The following is an 18751-nucleotide window of genomic DNA, read 5'->3' on the forward strand; positions in this document are numbered from 1 at the left end:
GGCATGTCGATCGGACTCACCCTGCTCGGATTGCTGGAGAACGGCCCCCGGCACGGCTACGACCTGAAACGCGCCTACGACGACCGCTTCGGGCACGACCGCCGGGTGCACTACGGCCAGGTCTATTCGACGCTGGCCCGGCTCCTGAAGCAGGGGCTCGTCGAGGCCGACGGCGTCGAGGTGGACGGCGGTCCGGAGCGGAAGCGCTACGCGATCACCGAAGCCGGGGTCGCCGACGTCGGCGCCTGGCTGGCCACCCCGGAGAAGCCCGACGCCTACCTGCAGAACACGCTGTACACCAAGGTCGTGCTCGCCCTGCTGTCCGGGCGGCCCGCCGCCGACGTCCTCGACGTCCAGCGGGCCGCCCACCTCGGCGCGATGCGCGAGCTGACCCGCCGCAAGACCGGCGGCGACCTCGTCGACCAGCTGATCTGCGACCACGCGCTGTTCCACCTCGAGGCCGACCTCCGGTGGCTGGAACTGACCGCGGCCCGGCTCGGCCGGCTGGCGGAGGAGATCGCGTGAGCGACGTCCTGCTGGAGGCCACCGGGGTCCGGAAGGCGTACGGGCCCACCGAGGCGCTCGCGGGCGCGGACCTGCGGGTGCGCGCCGGGGAAGTGGTGGCGCTGATGGGCCCGTCCGGGGCGGGCAAGTCGACTCTGCTGCACTGCCTGGCCGGGATCGTCCCGCCGGACGCCGGGACGGTCCGCTACCGGGGCGCGGACCTGGCCTCGATGTCCGATCGGGCGCGCTCGGCGCTGCGCCGCACCGAATTCGGGTTCGTCTTCCAGTTCGGCCGGCTGGTCCCGGAGCTCACCTGCCTGGAGAACGTGGCGCTGCCGCTGCGGCTGAACGGCGTGCGCGGCCGCGTCGCCGCCCAGCGGGCCCGGGAGGTGCTGGCCGAACTCGGCCTCACCGCCGTCGAACGGAACCGGCCGGGTGAGGTGTCCGGCGGGCAGGGGCAGCGGGTGGCCGTGGCCCGGGCGCTGGTGACCGCACCCCGCGTGGTCTTCGCCGACGAGCCGACCGGTGCCCTGGACTCCCTCAACGGCGAGCAGGTGATGCAGCTGCTGACGACGGCCGCCCGAGACCGCGACGCGGCGGTCGTCCTGGTGACGCACGAACCCCGCGTCGCGGCCTACTCCGACCGCGAAGTCGTCGTGCGCGACGGCCGGACCCGGCAGCTCGAGGTGACTCCGTGAGCGCGCGCTGGGCGGCCGACCTGGCCCTGGGGGTGCGCCTCGCCCTCGGTGGCGGTGGCGCGCGGACGGCGTGGGCGCGGCTGGCCCTGACCGCGACCGGCGTCGGGCTCGGCGTCGTCGTCCTGCTCAGCGCGTCGTCGCTGCCGCACATGCTGGCCGCCCGCGCCGACCGCTCGGCGGCCCGCCTGCCCGTCGCCGAGGCGGCCGGCGGCGTCGACCCGGTGTTCGCGGCCGGCCGCGACGACGAGTTCCGCGGCCGCGGCCTGCAGGGCTACCTCGTGCAGCCGACCGGGCCGCACCCGCCCGCGGCCCCGGGCGTCGACCGGCTGCCGGGGCCCGGCGAGGCGGTGCTCTCCCCGGCGCTCGCGGCGCTCCTGCAGTCCCCGGAGGGGGCGCTGCTGCGCCCGCGGTTCTCGCAGCGGGTGATCGGCACGATCGGCGACACCGGGCTGACCGGGCCGAACGAGCTGTACTTCTACGTCGGCGCCGCCGACGTCGCCGGGCAGCCGATGGCCCAGCCGGTGCGCGGGTTCGGTGGCGAACCGGCCCGGCGCGGCCTCGACCCGCTGGAAGTCCTGCTGGTCGTGCTCGGGGCGACGACGTGCCTGGTGCCGGTGTTCGTCTTCGTCGTGGCGAGCACCCGGCTCGCCGCGGCCGCCCGCGACCGGCGGCTGGCCGCCGTGCGGCTGGTGGGCGCCGACCGCGCCCAGGTCCGCCGGATCGCCGCCGGCGAGGCCCTGCTCGGCGCGTTCGCCGGGCTCGTCGCCGGGGCGGGGCTGTTCCTGCTCGTGCGCGTGCTCGTCCCGCGGATCACCGTCTCGGCGTTCCGGGGCGGGATCTTCGCCGCCGACGTCGTCCCGGACTGGCGCCTCGGCGGGCCGGTGCTGCTGGCGCTGCCGGTACTGGCGTGCGCGGCGGCCGTCTTCGCGCTGCGCAAGGTCGTCATCGAGCCACTCGGCGTCGTGCGGCGCGGGACGCGGGTCCGCCGGAAGCTGTGGTGGCGCCTCCTGCCGCTCGCGGCCGGCGGGGCACTGGTGATCGGCAGGCTGGGAACCGAAGACGCCCGCGATCCCTTCGTCATCGCGGGGGTGGTGCTCATCCTCGTGGCCGTGCCGGTGGTGCTGCCGTGGCTGGTCGAGCGCGTCGCGGGGCTGCTCGGCGGCGGATCGCCGGCCTGGCTGCTGGCCGTGCGCCGGCTCCAGCTGGACAGCGCCACGGCGGCGCGGCTGGTCAGCGGCATCGCCGTCGTGCTGGCCGGATCCATTGCACTGCAAGGGGTCTACGCCCGGGCCGAGGGCGACCGGCCGCCGCCGGGGAACGTCCGCGTGCTGGCGACCGCCTTCGCCACGGGGGTCGACGGAGCCCGGGCGTTCACCACCGCGCTGCACGCGCTGCCCGGGCTGGCCGGCGTGCCCGTGACCACCCACGCCCTGCTGCAGAACGCGGCGGGGGAGAAGTTCTCCCTCGCCGTGCAGACGTGCGCCGAACTGGCGGTGGCGGGGTGCCGCGACGGCGATGTCTACACGTCGGACCGCCTCGCGCCCGGAGCCGGGCTCTGGTCCGGCGGCGCCGACCGCACCCGTCCTCCACAGTGGACGATCCCGGTGGCGGGACACCACGTGACGGCGCAGGAAGGAGCGGCCTTGATCGTCACCCCGGGCGCGCTGAGCACGGCGCCGGGCCTCGCGCTGAGCGTGAACGCGACCATCCCCGCCGCCGGGCCGGACGTGGTCGAGCAGGTGCGGAACCTCATCGGCTGGCACGGCAGGGTCAGCTCGCTGGGCACCGAACGGGACGACACCTCCGCGCTGATCACCCGGGTGCTGTCGGTGGGCTCGGTCCTGGTGCTGCTGTTCGCCGCGGGCAGCCTGCTCATCGCGGCGTGGGAACAGCTGCGGGAACGCCGGTCCACCCTCGCCGCCCTGATGGCGAACGGTGTCGGCCGCGGGGTGCTCGCCCGGTCCCTGCAGTGGCAGCTCGCGATCCCGGTCGCGGTGGCGGCCGTGGTCGCGGTGCTCGCCGGGCTCGGCCTCGACTGGCTGCTGCTCACCCTGCTCGTGCACCGCCCGATGGTGGCCGACCCGGTGGCGATCGGGATCCTCACGGCGACCGCGGCCGCGGCGGTGCTGCTGGTGACCGCGGTGACGTTGCCGGCTCTGTGGCGCACCGCGAGCCTGGCCCACCTGCGGGAGGAATGACCGGTACAAGAGGTGTACAACGCCGGTGTACGGAATTTGGATTCGCGCCTGGCGTACTGGCTCCCATGCGAATTCGGAAGGTATTCCTCCTCGCGCTGGCCGTGGCGGCCGGCGCACTGGCACTGCCCGGCACGGCGAGCGCCGCCTACAGCGATCCGCTGACGACGACGGCCAAGCAGAACCTGGTCTGGCACGCCACCCCGGCCGCCGCCCTGACCGCGTTGGACAATGCGCTGCCGAACGTCAGCCTCAACACGGTCGTCAACGACCCCAGCTACGACATGACCGGCTGCACGAGCGCGGAGAAGGCCGCGCTGCCCAAGGCGCCGGTGGCCACCAAGTCGATGTGCTGGGACGCCGACCGTGCCGGGACGACGACGTGGAGCCCGCAGGGCATCACGACCTCCGGTGACGCCGACGACGACGGCAAGTGGGGCGACGACCGGATCATCCTGTCCGGCTGGCACGGCACCGACGCGCTCGGCCGCTACAACGACGCGCGGATCCAGGCGATCAACTACAACGACCCGGCGTCGCCGTCGTACCGGATGTTCTACCTCGCCGTGCCCAACAGCACCGGCAGCAGCTTCTCCGCGGCGCAGGCCCACATGGGCGGGATGGCCTGGTACGGCGACAAGATCTACGTGACGGCCGAAGGCAGCACCTCGACGGCCATCCGCGTGTTCAGCACCAAGCACATCCTGCAGATGACCGACACCACCTCGAACGCGATCGGCAAGACCTCGGGCGGGTACGCCGCCTACACCTACAAGTACGCGATGATGCAGATCGGCTACTACACCTACGCGGGCGGCACCTGCAGCATGTCCTCCGACACGGGCGTGCCGTGCTTCTCGTCGATGTCGCTGGACCGCAGCACGTCCCCGGCGTCGATCGTGACGACGGAGTACTTCTCCGACCAGAGCCTCCACGGCCGCCTCTACCGCTACCCCACGGGCACGGACTACCTGCTGACCGGGACCGCGTCGGAGGCGTTCCGCAGCTCGGTGGGCAACATGCAGGGCGTGCTGTCCAACAACGGCAAGTGGTACGTCGCCCACAGCTCGGCCACCGTCAACGGCCAGCTCTGGACCCAGACGACGGCGAAGAGCAGCTCGGCCACCTGCGGCACCGGCACGACCGCCTGCTGGGCGGTCCACCCGGAGGCGCTCACCTACGACTGGTCGACCGGCCTGGTGTGGTCCCAGTCGGAGTGGTCGACGGCCGACTGCACGGCGAAGGACCAGGTCTGCGGCCGCGCGGTGTTCGCGGTGCCGCTGTCCTCGCTGGCTTCGTGACGCAGGTCAGCTGACCGGTGCCGCCGGCTCGGGTTCCCGGGCCGGCGGCACCGCCGTCCCGGCACCACGGCGGCGGCGGTTCCACAGCTCCCGGCCGCGCCGCAGCAGGACCGGCGCCACCATGACGCCCAGGGAGAGCGCCGTGACGTCGAGCAGGTACGCCGCCAGCCACAGGTGCTTGGCGATCTCGAAGTAGCCGTCGCCGACCACCGCCATCGCGGCGATGCCGAGCGCGCTCGTCACGGCCACGCCGGCGACGACGCCGTAGCGGGTCGTCGAGCGGTGGCGGCGCACCAGCGCGACCACCGCGGCGGCCAAGCCGAGCAGGACGAGCAGAGCGGGCAGCCACGGGATGCCCATCCCGTCGAGCCACTGCTGGAACGTCGTCGCGTCGCCGCCCATGTCGCCGCTGACCGGCGCCGAGCCGTCCGGGGGCCGGCTCACCGGGGTCCACGGCTCGTCCGGCAGGTACGGCAGGCTCCGGCCGAGGGTCGCCTGCAGGCCGATGCCGATCGCGTGGACCAGGACGAACGGGTGCTCCAGCAGCAGGTCCCACGCCTTGCGCTTGACCGTGCCGGGGTCCTCCAGCAGCACGTCCGAGCCGGCGAGCGCCTCGGGACCCTCCGGGTAGTACGCGTGCCCGGCGCTGCTCTGCGCGGACTCGGGCAGGCCGAGCCGGGGCGCGGAGCCGGGCAGCTCGGCCAGGGTGAGGGTGTAGACCACGTTGACGGCGTTGACGTCGGCGTAGTTGCGTTCCTGCCACGCGAGGTTCGCCCGCACCGGGGCGATGATCTCCAGCACGAGCAGGACGGCCAGGGCCGGCCCCACGATCCGGCCGGTCCACCACCGGCCGCTGCCCGGCCGCGCGGCGGTGACCGCGCAGACGAGCACGGCCAGCACGAACAGCGGCAGGAAGCCGATCTTCGCCAGGCCGCCCACAACCCCGCCTGCGGCGACCAGGAGCAGCGCCGCCAGCCGCGCGAAGCCGTCACCGGCCCGCGTCGCGGCGATCACCGCGACCCCGAGCAGCAGCGTGTAGGCGCCGAACAGCCCGGCCGGCTCGGCGAAGGTGGAGATGAACAGCCGCGCGAAGGCCGGTTCGAGCAGCGGCAGCAGCGGCGGGAGGAGGAACAGCAGCCGCAGCGGCCCGCGTGCCTGCACCGCCCACGCCGCGAGCAGCGTGACCAGGAAGACCAGCAGCACGTACAGCCAGCCGAGCTTGACCAGGCTGAAGGCTCCGTCGCCGTTGGCGACGGACCCGAACAGCACGGCCGCGCTGGACGGCTGCGGGTCCGGGCACGGCGTGCCGCGCCCGAAGTCCAGCACCACCCCGCCCAGCCAGCTCGCCTTGTGGTTCGGCGTGGCGGGCGTGAGCCCGGGCCCGCAGAACAGCCGGTAACCGTCCCCGTTGTCCCCGGCGCCGGTCGGTGTCCCACCCAGCAGCCCGAGAACGAGAGCCAGCGCGAGCGCGGCGACCGCCGCGGTCGCCGTGGCGATCCCCACCCTCTTCATGCCGGTCAGCGTAGGTGGTCGGGGCGCGGGGTGGTTCCGGAACACCCGAAACCGGAGGTTCTGCGCTCAGGCGCCGGGGTGGCCGCAGGCGTAGACGTTGGCCGAAGCGAGTGTCACGCAGGCCGGGCAGGTGTTCACCGGCCGGTCGCGGCGGCCGTAGTACGGGTGGCGGGCGCCGCACAACGCCGTGATCACGTCCCCCGGGCGCGGATCGGGGTTGCAGCGGGGGCAGTAGGCGTGCGCGGCGCGTTCGACCTCGGCACTCATGCCTTCCCGGGTACCCCTGGCGGCGGCGCGTCAACCCGCCGCCGCGCGAACACCGGCCGGCCGCCGGAGAAGCACCAGATCGCGATCACCGGGTCGCAGATCGCGCAGCCGAACGACGAGCCGTGGGCGAACGGGAGGATCGGCTGGCCCTTCAGGTGGTGGACGATGTCCCAGCCGGTGTGCAGCAGCCAGCCGATGCCGATGAACGTCCACGAGTCGAGCCCGCGGAAGGCGACGTAGGTCAGCACCGCGCAGAACACCAGTTCCCACGGCCCCAGCGCGCCGCCGGAGAGGTAGGCCGCGCCCGCGCCGCCGACCATCACGGCGTTGAACCGCCGCCGGTGCGGCTCCGGGATCGGGGAGTTGAGCAGGACGTAGAGAAGGCCGATGACGATCGGCGCCACGATCTCGATCACGGGTCCGACGCTAGGAACCCGCCCGTCTCCCGGCCAGTGGCTGAACGGCCACGCTCCACCGGGTTCTCGCCATATTACGTCAAGCGATTGATTTAAAGACGGGGTATGCTGCCGCCATGACCACCACGGAACCGCTCACGGCGGACACCCCGATCGGCGAGTGGGTCGCCCACCCCGACGGCGGTCCGCTCATCCGCACGCTGCTCGCCGAGGCCGGCGTCGACGAGACCGTCCTCGCCCCGGTCCGCCTGCTGCCCCTGCGGCAGCTGGTCGCCCTCAGCCAGGGCCGGCTCGCGCAGGAGGTCGTCGACGACCTCGTCCGCCGCGCCAACCACGGCGTGGTCCCGGACCCCGGCGCCGGCCGGGCCGGGTGGCGGGAGCGGATCGTGCCCGGCCGGTTCGAGGGCCGGACCGTCGTGGTGACCGGCGCCGCCTCCGGGATCGGGCGGGCCACCGCGTCGCGCATCGCCCGCGAAGGCGGCCGGGTCGTCGCGGTCGACGTCTCCGCCGGCCGGCTGGACGAGTTCGCCGCGGACCTCGGCTCGCCGGAACTGGTCGCGGTGCCGGCCGACATCACCGACTCCGGCGGCGTGACGCGGATCCTCGCCGCCGCGGGCCCGCGCATCGACGGGCTGGCGAACGTCGCCGGCGTCGTCGACGACTTCTCGCCGGCCCACGAGGTGAGCGACGAGCTGTGGCGCCGCGTCTTCGCGGTCAACGTCGACGGGACGTTCCGGCTCATCCGCGCGGTCGTCCCGGCGATGCTCGAAGCGGGCTCCGGCGCCATCGTGAACGTCGCCTCCGAAGCGGCGTTGCGCGGCTCGGCCGCCGGGATCGCCTACACCGCTTCGAAGCACGCCGTCGTCGGGATCACCCGCAGCTGCGCCTTCATGTACGGGCCGCACGGCATCCGCGTCAACGCCGTCGCGCCGGGCGGCGTCGCGACCGGCATGGGGATGCACGCCGAGCCGTCGGCGTTCGGCCAGGGCCGGATCGGCGAGTTCCTCGGGCTCATCCCGCCGATCGCCACCGCGGAACAGCTGGCCGCGTCGATCACCTTCCTCCTCGCCGACGACGGCGTGAACGTCAACGGTGCCCTGCTGCCCTCCGACGGCGGCTGGTCGGTGCAGTGACCGTATCGCTGTCCGCGGTGGCGACCGCGCGGATGCGCCCGCCGTCGCTGCCGGAGGTCACCGTCGGGGTGCGCCCCGGCCTGCGGGTGTACCGGCCGCGGACGCCTCGGTCCGGCCGCCGCCTCGCGCCGGAGAATCCGTACCCGGCGGCACTCGACGACCGCGCCGCCGCCCGCCGCGACGACGTCACCGGGCTGCCGGAGACCTGGATCGGCGTGGGGGATATCGACCTGTTCCACGACGAAGCCGCCGTCGAGCGAGTTCAGCCGCCGCTACCCGGCCGCGGCGCGGGCGTGGCTGGGCCGGCTCCGGTGACCGGCTCCGTAAGGTGGGGGCCGGCAGATCGTCGGGGTGACCGGGTGGGTGGATGAACGTCAAGGCGGATCGCGCGAGTGCCACGCGGGAGAGCATCCTGGCCACGGCGGAACGGTTGTTCGCCGAGCACGGGGTGCACGCGGTGTCCAACCGGCACATCAGCGAGGCGGCCGGGCAGGGCAACAACGCCGCGGTCAACTACCACTTCGGCACCAAAGTGGACCTGGTGCGGGCGATCGCCCGCAAGCACTTCGGCCGGATCGAGCGGCTGCGCGAGGAGCTCGTCGACGCCATCGACGGCGACGGCGACCTGCGCGACTGGGTGGCCTGCCTGGTCCGCCCGTCGACGAGCTACCTGCACGAGCTGGGTTCGCCCACCTGGTTCGCGCGGTTCAGCGCCCAGGTGATGACCGACCCGGCGCTACGGGTGATCGTCCTGGAGGAGTCGCTCTCCTCACCGGCACTGGCTCGCGCGGTCGAGGGGCTGAACCGCTGCCTGGACGGCCTCCCCCCGGAGGTCCGGGCCGAGCGCGGCGACATGGCCCGCCAGCTGATGATCCACATGACGGCGGAGCGCGAGCGCGCGTTGGCGGAGGGCACGCCGACCCCGCGGGCGAGCTGGAACGACGCGGGCACGGGCCTGATCGACGCGATCACGGGCCTGTTGCTGGCCCCGGTGACCCCGGCTTCCTGACCCCAGGCGGACGACACGCGTGCCCGGACGGTCGGCTCGCGTACCCGGACGGCCGGTTCGCGTACCTGAAGGGCCGGATGGTTCGTCCGGGCGGATGGATCCTGCCGCCCGAGTTCGTCGCCGCGGACGAACGGCCGCGCCCGGAATCCTCCTAACGTCACCTCGATCGGGCGGTGACGAGGAGGCGGCGGGTGCGGACACTCTTGCGGGGCGGCCGGGTCATCGATCCGGGGACCGGGTTCGACGGCGTCGCCGACGTGCTCCTGTCCGACGCCGGGATCGAAGCCGTCGGCCCCGGACTCGAAGCAGACGGCACCACCGAGGTCGACGTCAGCGGGCTCGTCGTCGGGCCCGGGTTCGTCGACCTGCACAGTCACGTGCACGCGATCGCCGGGCAGCGGCTGCAGGCGATGGACGGCGTCACCACCGCGCTCGACCTCGAAGCCGGCCTGATGCCCGTCGAGCGGGCCTACGCCGAAGCCGCCGCGGCCGGGCGGCCGCTGCACTACGGCTTCTCCGCCTCCTGGGGCGCCGCCCGGGCGCAGGTGCTCGCCGGGATCGAGCCCGACGCGAACATCGACAGCGGCCTGGCCGTCCTGGGAAACCCGGCCTGGCAACGGTCTTCGTCCCCGCAGGAACTGGCCGCCTGGCTGTCCCTGCTGGACACTGAGCTCGCGGCCGGCGCGCTCGGCATCGGCGTCCTCATGGGATACGCGCCGCAGACCGCGCCCGCCGAGTTCCTCGCCGTGGCCCGCCTCGCCGCGACGGCCGGGGTGCCCACCTACACCCACGTCCGCGAGCTGGTCGAAGTCGACCCGGCGATCCCGGTCGACGGCTCGGCGGAGATCGCCGCCGCGGCGGGGGAGACGGGCGCCGCGATGCACCACTGCCACGTCAACAGCACCTCCGGCCACCACATCGACCGCGTCCTCGCCACCCTCGACCGCGCCCGGCGCGAAGGCTCCCGGGTCACCGTGGAGGCCTACCCCTACGGCGCGGGCAGCACCGCGGTCGGGGCCGCCTTCATCGAGCCGGAACGCCTGCGGATGAAGGGACTCCGCCCGTCGAGCGTGATCATCCTCGGCACCGGCGAGCGGGTGCGCGACGAAGGCCGCCTGCGTCAGCTGCGCCGGGACGACCCGGGTGCGCCGTGCCTCCTGGAGTTCCTCGACGAGGAGAACCCCCGCGAACGCGCCCTGCTGCACCAGGCGCTCGCCTTCCCGGACGCCGTCGTGGCCAGCGACGCCATGCCCGTCCACTGGCCGGACGGCCGCACCGAAAGCACCGAGTGGCCCCTGCCGCCCGGCGGCACGACGCATCCGCGCACCGCGGGCACCTTCGCCAAGACCCTGCGGCTGATGGTCCGCGAAACGGGCGCCTGGAGCTGGCTCGAAGCGTTCCGGCGCTGCTCCTACCTTCCCGCGCGGCTGCTCGACGACGTCGCACCCGCCGCCCGCGGCAAGGGCCACCTCGGCGCCGGAGCCGACGCCGACGTCGTCGTCCTCGACCCGGACCGGATCACCGACACCGCCACCTACGCCGACCCGACCCGGCCTTCACAAGGGATCCGGCACCTGTACGTCGCCGGGGTCCCGGTGATCGCCGAGGGGAAGCTGGACGTGGAAGCGCTGCCCGGCCGGCCGCTGCGAGGTGAGCCGCGGTGATCGACGACATCGAGACGCTCGTCCGGTGCGAGTCGCCTTCGGCCGACCACGAAGCCGTCGCGCGCAGCGCCGAGGTCGTCGCCGGGATCGGCCGCCGCCTGCTCGGTGCCGAGCCCGAACGGATCGTCACCGACGGCTGCACGCACCTGCGGTGGCGGTTCGGCGACGGCGAGCCGCGCGTCCTGCTGCTCGGCCACCACGACACCGTGTGGCCCCTGGGTTCCCTGCGCACGCACCCCTTCGAAGTCCGCGACGGGATCCTGCGCGGACCCGGCTGCTTCGACATGAAGGCCGGGGTCGTGATGGCCCTGCACGCCGCCGCCGCGCTGCCCGACCGCGACGGCCTCTCGATCCTCGTCACCGGCGACGAAGAAATCGGCTCGCCGCTGTCCCGCCCCTTGATCGAAGCGGAAGCCAAGAGCTGCGACGCGGTCTTCGTGCTCGAAGCCTCGGCCGACGGCGGCGCGCTGAAGACCCGCCGCAAAGGCGTTTCCCTGTACCGCGTCGAGGTCGAAGGCCGCGCCGCGCACGCCGGGCTCGAACCGGAAAAGGGCGTCAACGCGGGAATCGAGATCGCCCACCAGATCCTCACGATCGCCGCCCTCGCCGACGCGGACCGGGGCACCACCGTCGTGCCGACCGCGCTGACGGCCGGGACCACGACGAACACCGTGCCCGCCAGGGCGAGCGTCGCCGTCGACGTGCGGGTGTGGGACACGGCCGAACAAGAGCGTGTCGACCGGGCCATCAGAAGCCTCGCACCGGTGCACGAAGAGGCCCGGATCCGCATCGCCGGCGGCATCAACCGGGCACCGCTGGACGCGGGAGCGTCTTCCGAGCTGTTCGTGCTCGCGAACGAACTCGCGGCCGGGACACTCACCCAGGCCGCGGTCGGCGGCGCGTCGGACGGCAATTTCACCGCGGGACTGGGCATTCCGACGCTCGACGGCCTCGGCGCGGTGGGCGGCGGAGCCCACGCCGACGACGAACACGTCGTCGTCGCGGAGCTGCCCCGGCGCACCGCCTTGCTCACCGCCCTCACCGAAACCTTGCTGTCCCGTGGAACTTCGTCCGCGCCGACGAACGCACCCGGGGAATCCCGTGCGGGACAACGGTGACCCGGCGCGAGCGTCCGGAAAGGATGGTGGGCGTGACAGAAGTCGTGACGAACACAGCCCCGCCGCTGCGGGACGAGGCGGCCGCCGCGGCGGCCGGTGCCGCCCTCGCCTCGGGCGTCCGGATCCGGACCCTGGCCGAGGTCGCCGAGCTGGGCGCGGTGGCGCGGCTCTTCGAGACGATCTGGCAACGCGCCCCGCGGGACCCCCTGGTGACGTCCGAACTGCTGCGGGCCATGGTCTCGGCGGGCAACTACGTGGCCGGCGCGTTCGACGGGCCCGAACTGCTCGGCGCCTGCTTCGGGTTCTTCGGCGAACCGGCGAAGGGAGGTCTGCACAGCCACATCGCCGGCGTCGCGACGCCCGGGCACGGCCGCGGCATCGGCTTCGCGCTCAAGCTGCACCAGCGCGCGTGGGCGCTGCGCCAGGGCGTCACGGCGATCTCGTGGACGTTCGACCCGCTGGTGCGCCGCAACGCCCACTTCAACCTGACCAAGCTCGCCGCCCGCCCCGAGCAGTACCTGCCCGACTTCTACGGCCCGATGACCGACGGCATCAACAGCACCGGGGACACCGACCGCCTCATGGTCGCCTGGGACCTGGCGAGCCCGGCCGTGCGGACGGCCGCCGCCGGACGGCCGGACCGGGTGGACGCGGCGGCGCTGCGGGCCGGGGGAGCGGCGGTCGCCCTGGCGGCCGGCCTCGACGGCGGCCCGGTACCCGGCCCCGCGGACGCGCCGGTGGTGCTGGTCGCCGTGCCGCCGGACATCGAGGCGCTGCGGCGCACCGACCCGGACCGGGGGCGGGCGTGGCGGGTCGCGCTGCGGGAGGTGCTGGGCGGCCTGCTCGCCGAAGGGGCCGTGGTCACCGGGTTCGACCGGGCCGGCTGGTACGTGGTCGCAAGGGAGCAGTCGTGAAACTCACCGGTGTCGAAGTCCTGCGCGTGCGGCTGCCCCTGGTCGCCCCGTTCCGCACCTCGTTCGGCACGCAGGCCGATCGCGAACTGCTGATCCTGCGGGCGGTGACGTCCGAAGGCGAAGGCTGGGGCGAGTGCGGCGCGATGGCCGGCCCGCTCTACTCCTCCGAGTACATCGACGGCGTCGAACACGTGCTGCAGGCGTTCCTGGTGCCCGCCCTGCTGGCCGCCGGTGACCTCACGGCGAACAAGGTCGCGCCGCTGCTGGCGAAGTTCAAGGGCCACCGGATGGCCAAGGCCGCGCTGGAGATGGCCGTGCTCGACGCCGAGCTGCGCGCGCACGGCGTCTCGTTCGGCACCGCGCTCGGGTCCACAAAGGACTCGGTGCCGTGCGGGGTGTCCGTGGGGATCATGGATTCGATCCCGCAGCTGCTCGACGCGGTCGCCGGCTACCTCGACGCGGGGTACCTCCGGATCAAGTTGAAGATCGAACCCGGCTGGGACGTCGAGCCGGTCCGCGCGGTCCGCGAGCGCTTCGGCGACGACATCCTGCTGCAGGTCGACGCGAACACGGCGTACACGCTGTCGGACGTGCCGCAGCTGCAGCGGCTGGACCCGTTCGGGCTGCTGCTGATCGAGCAGCCACTGGAAGAGGAGGACGTGCTCGGCCACGCCGACCTCGCCAAGCACCTGCGGACCCCGATCTGCCTGGACGAGACCGTCGTCTCCGCGCGGTCGGCCGCGGACGCGATCCGGCTCGGCGCCTGCCGGATCGTCAACATCAAGCCGAGCCGGGTCGGCGGCTACCTCGAGGCCCGGCGGGTGCACGACGTCTGCGCCGCGCACGGCGTTCCCGTCTGGTGCGGCGGGATGCTCGAAACCGGGCTGGGCCGGGCCGCCAACGTCGCACTGGCGTCGCTGCCCGGGTTCACCCTGCCCGGCGACACCTCCGCGTCGGACCGGTTCTACCGCACCGACATCACCGAACCGTTCGTCCTCGAAGCCGGGCGGCTGCCGGTGCCGTCCGGCCCCGGCCTCGGCGTCACCCCGGAGCCGGAGCGGCTGGCCGAGGTGACCACCGCGAAGTCCTGGCTCGCCTAGCGAAACGAGAGGCTCCCCATGCCGAAACTCCCCGAACTCTCCGCCTGGCTCGAAACCCGGCTCCCCGCCCTGCTCGCCGAGCACAAGGTGCCCGGCGCCGCCGTCGCCGTGTACGCCGGTGGCGAGATCATCGACCACGCCGCCGGCGTGCTCAACAAGGCCACCGGCGTCGAGGCCGACGCCGATTCGCTGTTCCAGATCGGGTCCATCACCAAGGTCTGGACGGCCACCCTGGTCATGCAGCTCCTCGACGACGGCCTGCTCGACCTCGACCAGCCGGTCCGGAAGTACCTGCCGGAATTCGTGCTCGGCGACGAAGCCGCGGCCGCGGCGATCACCGTCCGGCAGCTGTTGTGCCACACCGCCGGCTTCGAAGGCGACATCTTCACCGACACCGGCCGCGGCGACGACCGCATCGAGAAGTACGTCGCCACCCTGGGCGAGGTGCCCCAGCTGTTCGCACCCGGCGAGATGTTCTCCTACAACAACGCCGCCTTCTGCGTGCTCGGCCGGCTGGTGGAAGTGCTGCGCGGCAAGACCTACGACGAGTGCCTGCAGGACCACCTGTTCACCCCGCTCGGCCTGACGCACGCCGCGCCGAGCCCGTACGAGGCGATCCGGTTCCGCGCCGCGCTCGGGCACCTGACGCCGTCGCCCGGCGCCGACCCGGAACCCGCGGGCACCTGGGCGCTGGCGCCGTCCAACGCCCCGGCCGGCTCGATGCTCGCGATGCGCCCGCGTGACCTCGTCACGTTCGCCGCGATGCACCTGAAGGACGGCGAAGGCCCCGACGGCACCCGCGTGCTGAACGCCGAAAGCGCCCGTGCGATGCGCGAACGCCTGGTGGAGCTGCCCGACCTCGGCCTCTTCGGCGACGCGTGGGGACTCGGCTGGTCGCTGTTCGACGCGTCCGGCGGGCCGGTCGTCGGCCACGACGGCGGCACGATCGGCCAGTCCGCGTTCCTGCGCGTGGCGCCGGAGCACGGGGTCGCGGTCGCCCTGCTGACCAACGGCGGCGACACGATCGCCGTCTACACCGAGGTCGTCGGGCACCTCCTGCGCGAGCTGACCGGTATCGAGCTGCGCGTGCCGCCGGTGCCCGACCCGGCCGCACCGCGCATCGACGCCTCGCGGTACGTCGGCGAGTACTCGTCGTCGGTGGCGGACATCGTGGTCAGCCAGGACGAGGACGGCCGCGTCTGGGTCGAGCGCGTCCCGAAGGGCATCTTCGCGGAGCTGGCCCAGCCGGAGAAGACCGAGCTGGTGGCGATGAACGGCGACACGCTCATCCTCGCCGAGCCGATGCAGGGCATGTACATCCCGCACGCCTTCGTCGGCGACGACGGCACCGGCCGCGCGCTGTACCTGCACACCGGCCGCGCCGACCGGCGGGTGACCGCGTGAGCACCGTCGAGGCGGAGATCGCCGGCGTCTTCGCCGAAGCCGGCGCGCGCGGCTTCCTGCACGCGCGGGAGATCGGCGGCGGGCCGGAGGTGGCCGTCGGCGCGGACGACCCGGTGGTGCTGGCGTCGGTGTTCAAGATCCCGGTCGCCGTCGCCTACGCCCGCGAAGTGGCGGCGGGACGGCTCGACGAGACGGCGAGGACGCGGATCGGGCCGCGCTACCGCATCGGCGGCATCGGCACCGCCGGCTGCGCCGACGACGTCGAGATGAGCTGGCGCGACCTCGCGCTGTTCATGCTGACGATGAGCGACAACGCCGCCACCGACGCCGTCTACCACCGGATCGGGGCGGCCGCCGTCGACCGCCTGCTGGCGGACCTCGGCCTGCACCGCACCCGGCTGATCGGCTGCTGCGAGGACCTGTTCGCCTCGGTGCTCGCCGACCTCGGGGCGGCCGACGGCACCGACATCGACGCCGTGTTCGCCGGCGCCACTCCCGAGCAGACGTGGAAGCTCGCAGTCCTGGATCCCGAGCGCACGACGTCGTCCACCCCGCGCGAGATCACCGAGCTGCTCGACGCCGTGTGGACCGACCGCGCCGGCGAACCCGCGGCGTGCCGGCGCGTCCGCTCGATGATGGCGCGGCAGATCTGGCCGCACCGCCTCTCGTCCGGGTTCCCCTCGGACGTCACCGTCGCGGCCAAGACCGGCACCCTGCCCGCGGTCCGCAACGAAGCCGGCGTCGTGTCCTTCCCGGACGGCCGCCGGTTCGCCGTCGCGGTGTTCACCCGCGCGGACTCCCTGGCCGAACGGCAACCCGCCGTCGACGCCGCGATCGGCAAGGCCGGCCGGCTCGCCGTGGACCACCTCCGGAAGGAAACACCATGATGCACACCCGTTTCTCGCGGGGGTCCGGGTGGCGGAGCCCCCGGCACGGGGCGAAGCCCCGGTTCGATACCCGGACGGCGGTGGTCCTGGCCGGCGCGCTCGCCCTCGCGGCCACGGCCTGCGGCGGACCGGGCGGCGCCGAAACGAGCGGCGGCACCCTCGCCGACGGCAAGACGTTCACCCTCGGCCTGGCCTCCGACCCCGGCAACCTCGACCCGCACATGTCGGTGCTGTCGGTGACCGGCCAGGTCGACCGGTTCCTCTACGACCCGCTGCTCGACCTCACCCCCGACGGCAAGCCGCTGCCTTCGCTCGCCGAAAAGTGGAACGCCACGAACACGACCGCGTCCTTCACCCTGCGCCCCGGCATCACCTGCGCCGACGGCAGCCCGCTGACCGCCGCCGACGTCGCCGCGAACATCGGGTTCGTCGGCGACCCGGCGAACAAGTCGCCCTACGCCGGCCTGACGATCGCGCCCGGCACCAAGGCCACCGCCGACGAAGCCACCCGGACGATCACCGTGACCAGCGGCGCCCCCGACGCGTTCCTGCTCCGCAACGTCGGATCCCTGCCGATCGTCTGCGGCAAGGGAATGGCCGACCGCAAGCTCCTGGCCACCGGCGGCAGCGGCACCGGCATGTTCGCCGTCACCGAGGTCGTGCCGAACGACCACTACACGTTCACCCGCCGCAAGGACTACACCTGGGGACCGGGGGACTGGAAGGCGCAGCAGCCGGGCCTGCCGGACAAGGTCGTCGCGCGGGTCATCCCGAACACCGCGACGGTGACGAACCTGCTGCTGTCCGGCGAAGTGAACGCGAGCCAGATCAACGGGCCGGACCGCCAGCGGCTCGAAGCGCGCAAGCTCTTCCACGCCGACTTCCTCGCCCCGCTCGGGGAGATCTTCTACAACCAGGCCCCCGGGCGCCCCGGCCAGGACGAGGCCGTCCGGCGCGCGCTCACCCAGGCGCTCGACCTCGCCCAGCTCGGCAAGGTGCTGACCAACGGCACCGGCAAGCCGTCGCAGAGCCTGGTCACCGCCGAGCCGAAGGCGTGCTCGGGCGACACCGTCACCGGCCACCTGCCGAACCACGACGCGGCCGCCGCCGCGTCCGCACTGGACTCGGCGGGCTGGAAGGCGGGCGCGGACGGCGTGCGCGCCAAGGGCGGGAAGCGCCTGGCGCTCACCGTCCTCTACGGCACCCAGCTCGGCCCGACGATGGCCCCCACCGCCGAGCTGGTCCAGCAGACGTGGAAGTCGCTCGGCGCCGACGTCACGCTCAAGGCCGTCGACAGCCCCGGGCTGTCGCAGGTGCTGTTCGGCACCGGCGAGTGGGAGGTCTCGCTCGGGCCGCTCGGGCTCACGCTGCCCAGCCAGCTGGTGCCGTTCGTGTCCGGCCCGGCGGCGCCGGACGGGACCAACTTCGGCCACATCGCCAATCCGGAATACGAGCAGGGAGTGAAGCAGGCGGCCACGATGAGCGGCGAGGCCAGCTGCCCGGCCTGGCAGGCCGCCGAAACGGCGTTGGTCAAGCGCGTGGACGTCGTGCCGTACATCGACTCCGTCGTGCCGTACTACGCGAGCGGTTCGCGGTTCGAGGTCAGCCAGGGCAGCGTCACGCCGTCGTCGATCCGGATGTACGCAAAATGACCACGGCGGCGGCGCCCGCGCGGCTGCGCGGCGGACCGTGGCCGGCGTTCGCCGCCCGGCGGCTGACCCGGTTCGCCGTCTCGCTGTGGGCGCTGGTGACCGCGGCCTTCCTGATGATCCATCTGGTGCCGGGCGACCCCGTGCGCGCCGCGCTCGGCATGACCGCGCCGGCGGACCTGGTCCGGGCCAAGCGGCTGGAACTCGGCCTCGACGACCCGCTGTGGGTGCAGTACGGGCACTACCTGCGCGGCCTGGTCACCGGGGACTTCGGGACGTCGATGGCGAGCGGCCAGCCGGTCACGCAGGTGATCGGCGACCGGTTGCCGGCGACCCTGCAGCTGGCGGTCCTGGCGTTCGCGGTCGTCGTCGCCGTCGCGATCCCGGTCGGCGTGACCTTCGCGGTGCTGACCCGCGGCGGCCGCCGCCGCGGCAGCGAGCTGGCGTTCACGTCGGTGAGTGCTTTCCTCGCGGCCGTCCCGGAGTTCCTGGTGGCGGTCGCGCTGGTGGCGCTGCTCGCGGTGGGCCTCGGCTGGTTCCCGGTCGCCGGCGGTGACGACGCGAGCGCGTACGTCCTGCCGGTCGCGGCCCTGGCCGCCGGGCCGTCGGCGGTGCTCGCCCGGATCGTCCGGGTGGAGCTGCTTTCCGTGCTGGGCGCCGACTTCGTCCGCACCGCGCGGGCGAAGCGGCTGCCCGCCCGGCTGGTCTACGTCCGGCACGCGCTGCCGAACGCGCTGACCGCGACGCTGACCCTGGGCGGGCTGATGCTGACCGGGATGGTCGCGGGCACGGTGCTGGTGGAGAACGTGTTCGCCTGGCCCGGCCTCGGTTCGACCATCGTCGGTTCGATCCTGCAGAAGGACTACCCGCTGGTGCAGGGGATCGTGCTGGTCTACGGCGTCGGCGTGCTGCTGGTGAACCTGCTGGTCGACGTCGTGCTCGGGCTGCTCGACCCGCGCTCGGCCATTCGGGAGGCGTGA

General features: G+C 73.6%; 18 protein-coding genes. 15 read left to right on the top strand and 3 right to left on the bottom strand.

The genetic code is table 11. The features are described from left to right. Positions 1 to 3 precede the first annotated feature (3 nt). The 4 genes from AB0J55_RS04115 to AB0J55_RS04130 all read left to right on the top strand — a co-directional run bounded on the left by AB0J55_RS04115 (position 4) and on the right by AB0J55_RS04130 (position 4698). Positions 4 to 525 (top strand): PadR family transcriptional regulator, encoded by a 522-nt coding sequence (locus AB0J55_RS04115; protein WP_364242489.1) that lies wholly within the window; start codon positions 4 to 6, stop codon positions 523 to 525. Continuing rightward, entirely contained in the window at positions 522 to 1202 is a 681-nt protein-coding gene (locus AB0J55_RS04120; RefSeq protein WP_364242492.1) for an ABC transporter ATP-binding protein, read from the top strand. Before AB0J55_RS04115 ends, AB0J55_RS04120 begins: the two co-directional genes overlap by 4 nt. Beyond that, positions 1199 to 3400, top strand: a complete 2202-nt coding sequence (locus tag AB0J55_RS04125; RefSeq protein WP_364242494.1) for an FtsX-like permease family protein — start codon at positions 1199 to 1201, stop codon at positions 3398 to 3400. The genes AB0J55_RS04120 and AB0J55_RS04125 overlap by 4 nt, the downstream gene beginning before the upstream one ends. A 65-nt stretch (positions 3401 to 3465) precedes the next feature. Then, complete coding sequence (locus AB0J55_RS04130) at positions 3466 to 4698, top strand: hypothetical protein (protein ID WP_364242497.1); 1233 nt, start codon at positions 3466 to 3468, stop codon at positions 4696 to 4698. A gap of 6 nt (positions 4699 to 4704) precedes the next feature. On the opposite strand, the gene AB0J55_RS04135 is transcribed toward AB0J55_RS04130, so the two are convergent. The 3 genes from AB0J55_RS04135 to AB0J55_RS04145 all read right to left on the bottom strand — a co-directional run bounded on the left by AB0J55_RS04135 (position 4705) and on the right by AB0J55_RS04145 (position 6893). Beyond that, positions 4705 to 6210, bottom strand: a complete 1506-nt coding sequence (locus AB0J55_RS04135) for a hypothetical protein (protein WP_364242499.1) — start codon at positions 6208 to 6210, stop codon at positions 4705 to 4707. 66 nt (positions 6211 to 6276) lie between these two features. Continuing rightward, complete coding sequence (locus tag AB0J55_RS04140; RefSeq protein ID WP_364242501.1) at positions 6277 to 6477, bottom strand: hypothetical protein; 201 nt, start codon at positions 6475 to 6477, stop codon at positions 6277 to 6279. Then, entirely contained in the window at positions 6474 to 6893 is a 420-nt protein-coding gene (locus tag AB0J55_RS04145; protein WP_364242502.1) for a DUF6010 family protein, read from the bottom strand. Before AB0J55_RS04145 ends, AB0J55_RS04140 begins: the two co-directional genes overlap by 4 nt. Positions 6894 to 7009: 116 nt before the next feature. On the opposite strand from AB0J55_RS04145, the gene AB0J55_RS04150 reads away from it, so the two are divergent. The 11 genes from AB0J55_RS04150 (at position 7010) to AB0J55_RS04200 (ending at position 18751) form a co-directional block, all read left to right on the top strand. Then, positions 7010 to 8026 carry an SDR family oxidoreductase gene (locus AB0J55_RS04150; RefSeq protein WP_364242503.1) on the top strand — a complete coding sequence of 339 codons (1017 nt, stop codon included), beginning with the start codon at positions 7010 to 7012 and terminating at the stop codon, positions 8024 to 8026. After that, a complete protein-coding gene (locus tag AB0J55_RS04155; protein ID WP_364242504.1) occupies positions 8023 to 8397 on the top strand; it encodes a hypothetical protein in 375 nt (124 codons plus the stop codon). Before AB0J55_RS04150 ends, AB0J55_RS04155 begins: the two co-directional genes overlap by 4 nt. Then, a complete protein-coding gene (locus tag AB0J55_RS04160; protein ID WP_364242506.1) occupies positions 8394 to 9035 on the top strand; it encodes a helix-turn-helix domain-containing protein in 642 nt (213 codons plus the stop codon). Before AB0J55_RS04155 ends, AB0J55_RS04160 begins: the two co-directional genes overlap by 4 nt. A 173-nt stretch (positions 9036 to 9208) precedes the next feature. Then, positions 9209 to 10699 (top strand): amidohydrolase family protein, encoded by a 1491-nt coding sequence (locus AB0J55_RS04165; protein ID WP_364242508.1) that lies wholly within the window; start codon positions 9209 to 9211, stop codon positions 10697 to 10699. Continuing rightward, positions 10696 to 11817, top strand: a complete 1122-nt coding sequence (locus AB0J55_RS04170) for a M20 family metallopeptidase (RefSeq protein ID WP_364242511.1) — start codon at positions 10696 to 10698, stop codon at positions 11815 to 11817. The genes AB0J55_RS04165 and AB0J55_RS04170 overlap by 4 nt, the downstream gene beginning before the upstream one ends. A gap of 23 nt (positions 11818 to 11840) precedes the next feature. Then, positions 11841 to 12731: a GNAT family N-acetyltransferase gene (locus tag AB0J55_RS04175; RefSeq protein ID WP_364242514.1), complete on the top strand. Its 891-nt coding sequence runs from the start codon at positions 11841 to 11843 to the stop codon at positions 12729 to 12731. Beyond that, positions 12728 to 13831: an o-succinylbenzoate synthase gene (gene menC, locus AB0J55_RS04180; RefSeq protein WP_364242516.1), complete on the top strand. Its 1104-nt coding sequence runs from the start codon at positions 12728 to 12730 to the stop codon at positions 13829 to 13831. The genes AB0J55_RS04175 and menC overlap by 4 nt, the downstream gene beginning before the upstream one ends. An 18-nt stretch (positions 13832 to 13849) precedes the next feature. Further along, positions 13850 to 15235 (top strand): serine hydrolase domain-containing protein, encoded by a 1386-nt coding sequence (locus AB0J55_RS04185; RefSeq protein WP_364242518.1) that lies wholly within the window; start codon positions 13850 to 13852, stop codon positions 15233 to 15235. Beyond that, a complete protein-coding gene (locus AB0J55_RS04190; RefSeq protein WP_364242520.1) occupies positions 15232 to 16122 on the top strand; it encodes a serine hydrolase in 891 nt (296 codons plus the stop codon). The genes AB0J55_RS04185 and AB0J55_RS04190 overlap by 4 nt, the downstream gene beginning before the upstream one ends. Next, a complete protein-coding gene (locus AB0J55_RS04195; protein WP_364242523.1) occupies positions 16119 to 17774 on the top strand; it encodes an ABC transporter substrate-binding protein in 1656 nt (551 codons plus the stop codon). Before AB0J55_RS04190 ends, AB0J55_RS04195 begins: the two co-directional genes overlap by 4 nt. Next, a complete protein-coding gene (locus AB0J55_RS04200) occupies positions 17771 to 18751 on the top strand; it encodes an ABC transporter permease (protein WP_364242526.1) in 981 nt (326 codons plus the stop codon). The genes AB0J55_RS04195 and AB0J55_RS04200 overlap by 4 nt, the downstream gene beginning before the upstream one ends.

This window comes from Amycolatopsis sp. NPDC049688 (assembly GCF_040674975.1).
In the GTDB taxonomy this organism is placed as follows: Bacteria; Actinomycetota; Actinomycetes; order Mycobacteriales; family Pseudonocardiaceae; genus Amycolatopsis.

Excerpts from the sequence above, each read along its gene's own strand:
- AB0J55_RS04140 (WP_364242501.1), bottom strand. The coding sequence starts at position 6,477 with ATGAGTGCCGAGGTCGAACGCGCCGCGCACGCCTACTGCCCCCGCTGC.
- AB0J55_RS04150 (WP_364242503.1), top strand. The coding sequence starts at position 7,010 with ATGACCACCACGGAACCGCTCACGGCGGACACCCCGATCGGCGAGTGG.
- AB0J55_RS04160 (WP_364242506.1), top strand. The coding sequence starts at position 8,394 with ATGAACGTCAAGGCGGATCGCGCGAGTGCCACGCGGGAGAGCATCCTG.
- AB0J55_RS04175 (WP_364242514.1), top strand. The coding sequence starts at position 11,841 with ATGGTGGGCGTGACAGAAGTCGTGACGAACACAGCCCCGCCGCTGCGG.
- AB0J55_RS04195 (WP_364242523.1), top strand. The coding sequence starts at position 16,119 with ATGATGCACACCCGTTTCTCGCGGGGGTCCGGGTGGCGGAGCCCCCGG.
- AB0J55_RS04135 (WP_364242499.1), bottom strand. The coding sequence starts at position 6,210 with ATGAAGAGGGTGGGGATCGCCACGGCGACCGCGGCGGTCGCCGCGCTC.
- AB0J55_RS04115 (WP_364242489.1), top strand. The coding sequence starts at position 4 with ATGTCGATCGGACTCACCCTGCTCGGATTGCTGGAGAACGGCCCCCGG.
- AB0J55_RS04200 (WP_364242526.1), top strand. The coding sequence starts at position 17,771 with ATGACCACGGCGGCGGCGCCCGCGCGGCTGCGCGGCGGACCGTGGCCG.
- AB0J55_RS04130 (WP_364242497.1), top strand. The coding sequence starts at position 3,466 with ATGCGAATTCGGAAGGTATTCCTCCTCGCGCTGGCCGTGGCGGCCGGC.
- AB0J55_RS04185 (WP_364242518.1), top strand. The coding sequence starts at position 13,850 with ATGCCGAAACTCCCCGAACTCTCCGCCTGGCTCGAAACCCGGCTCCCC.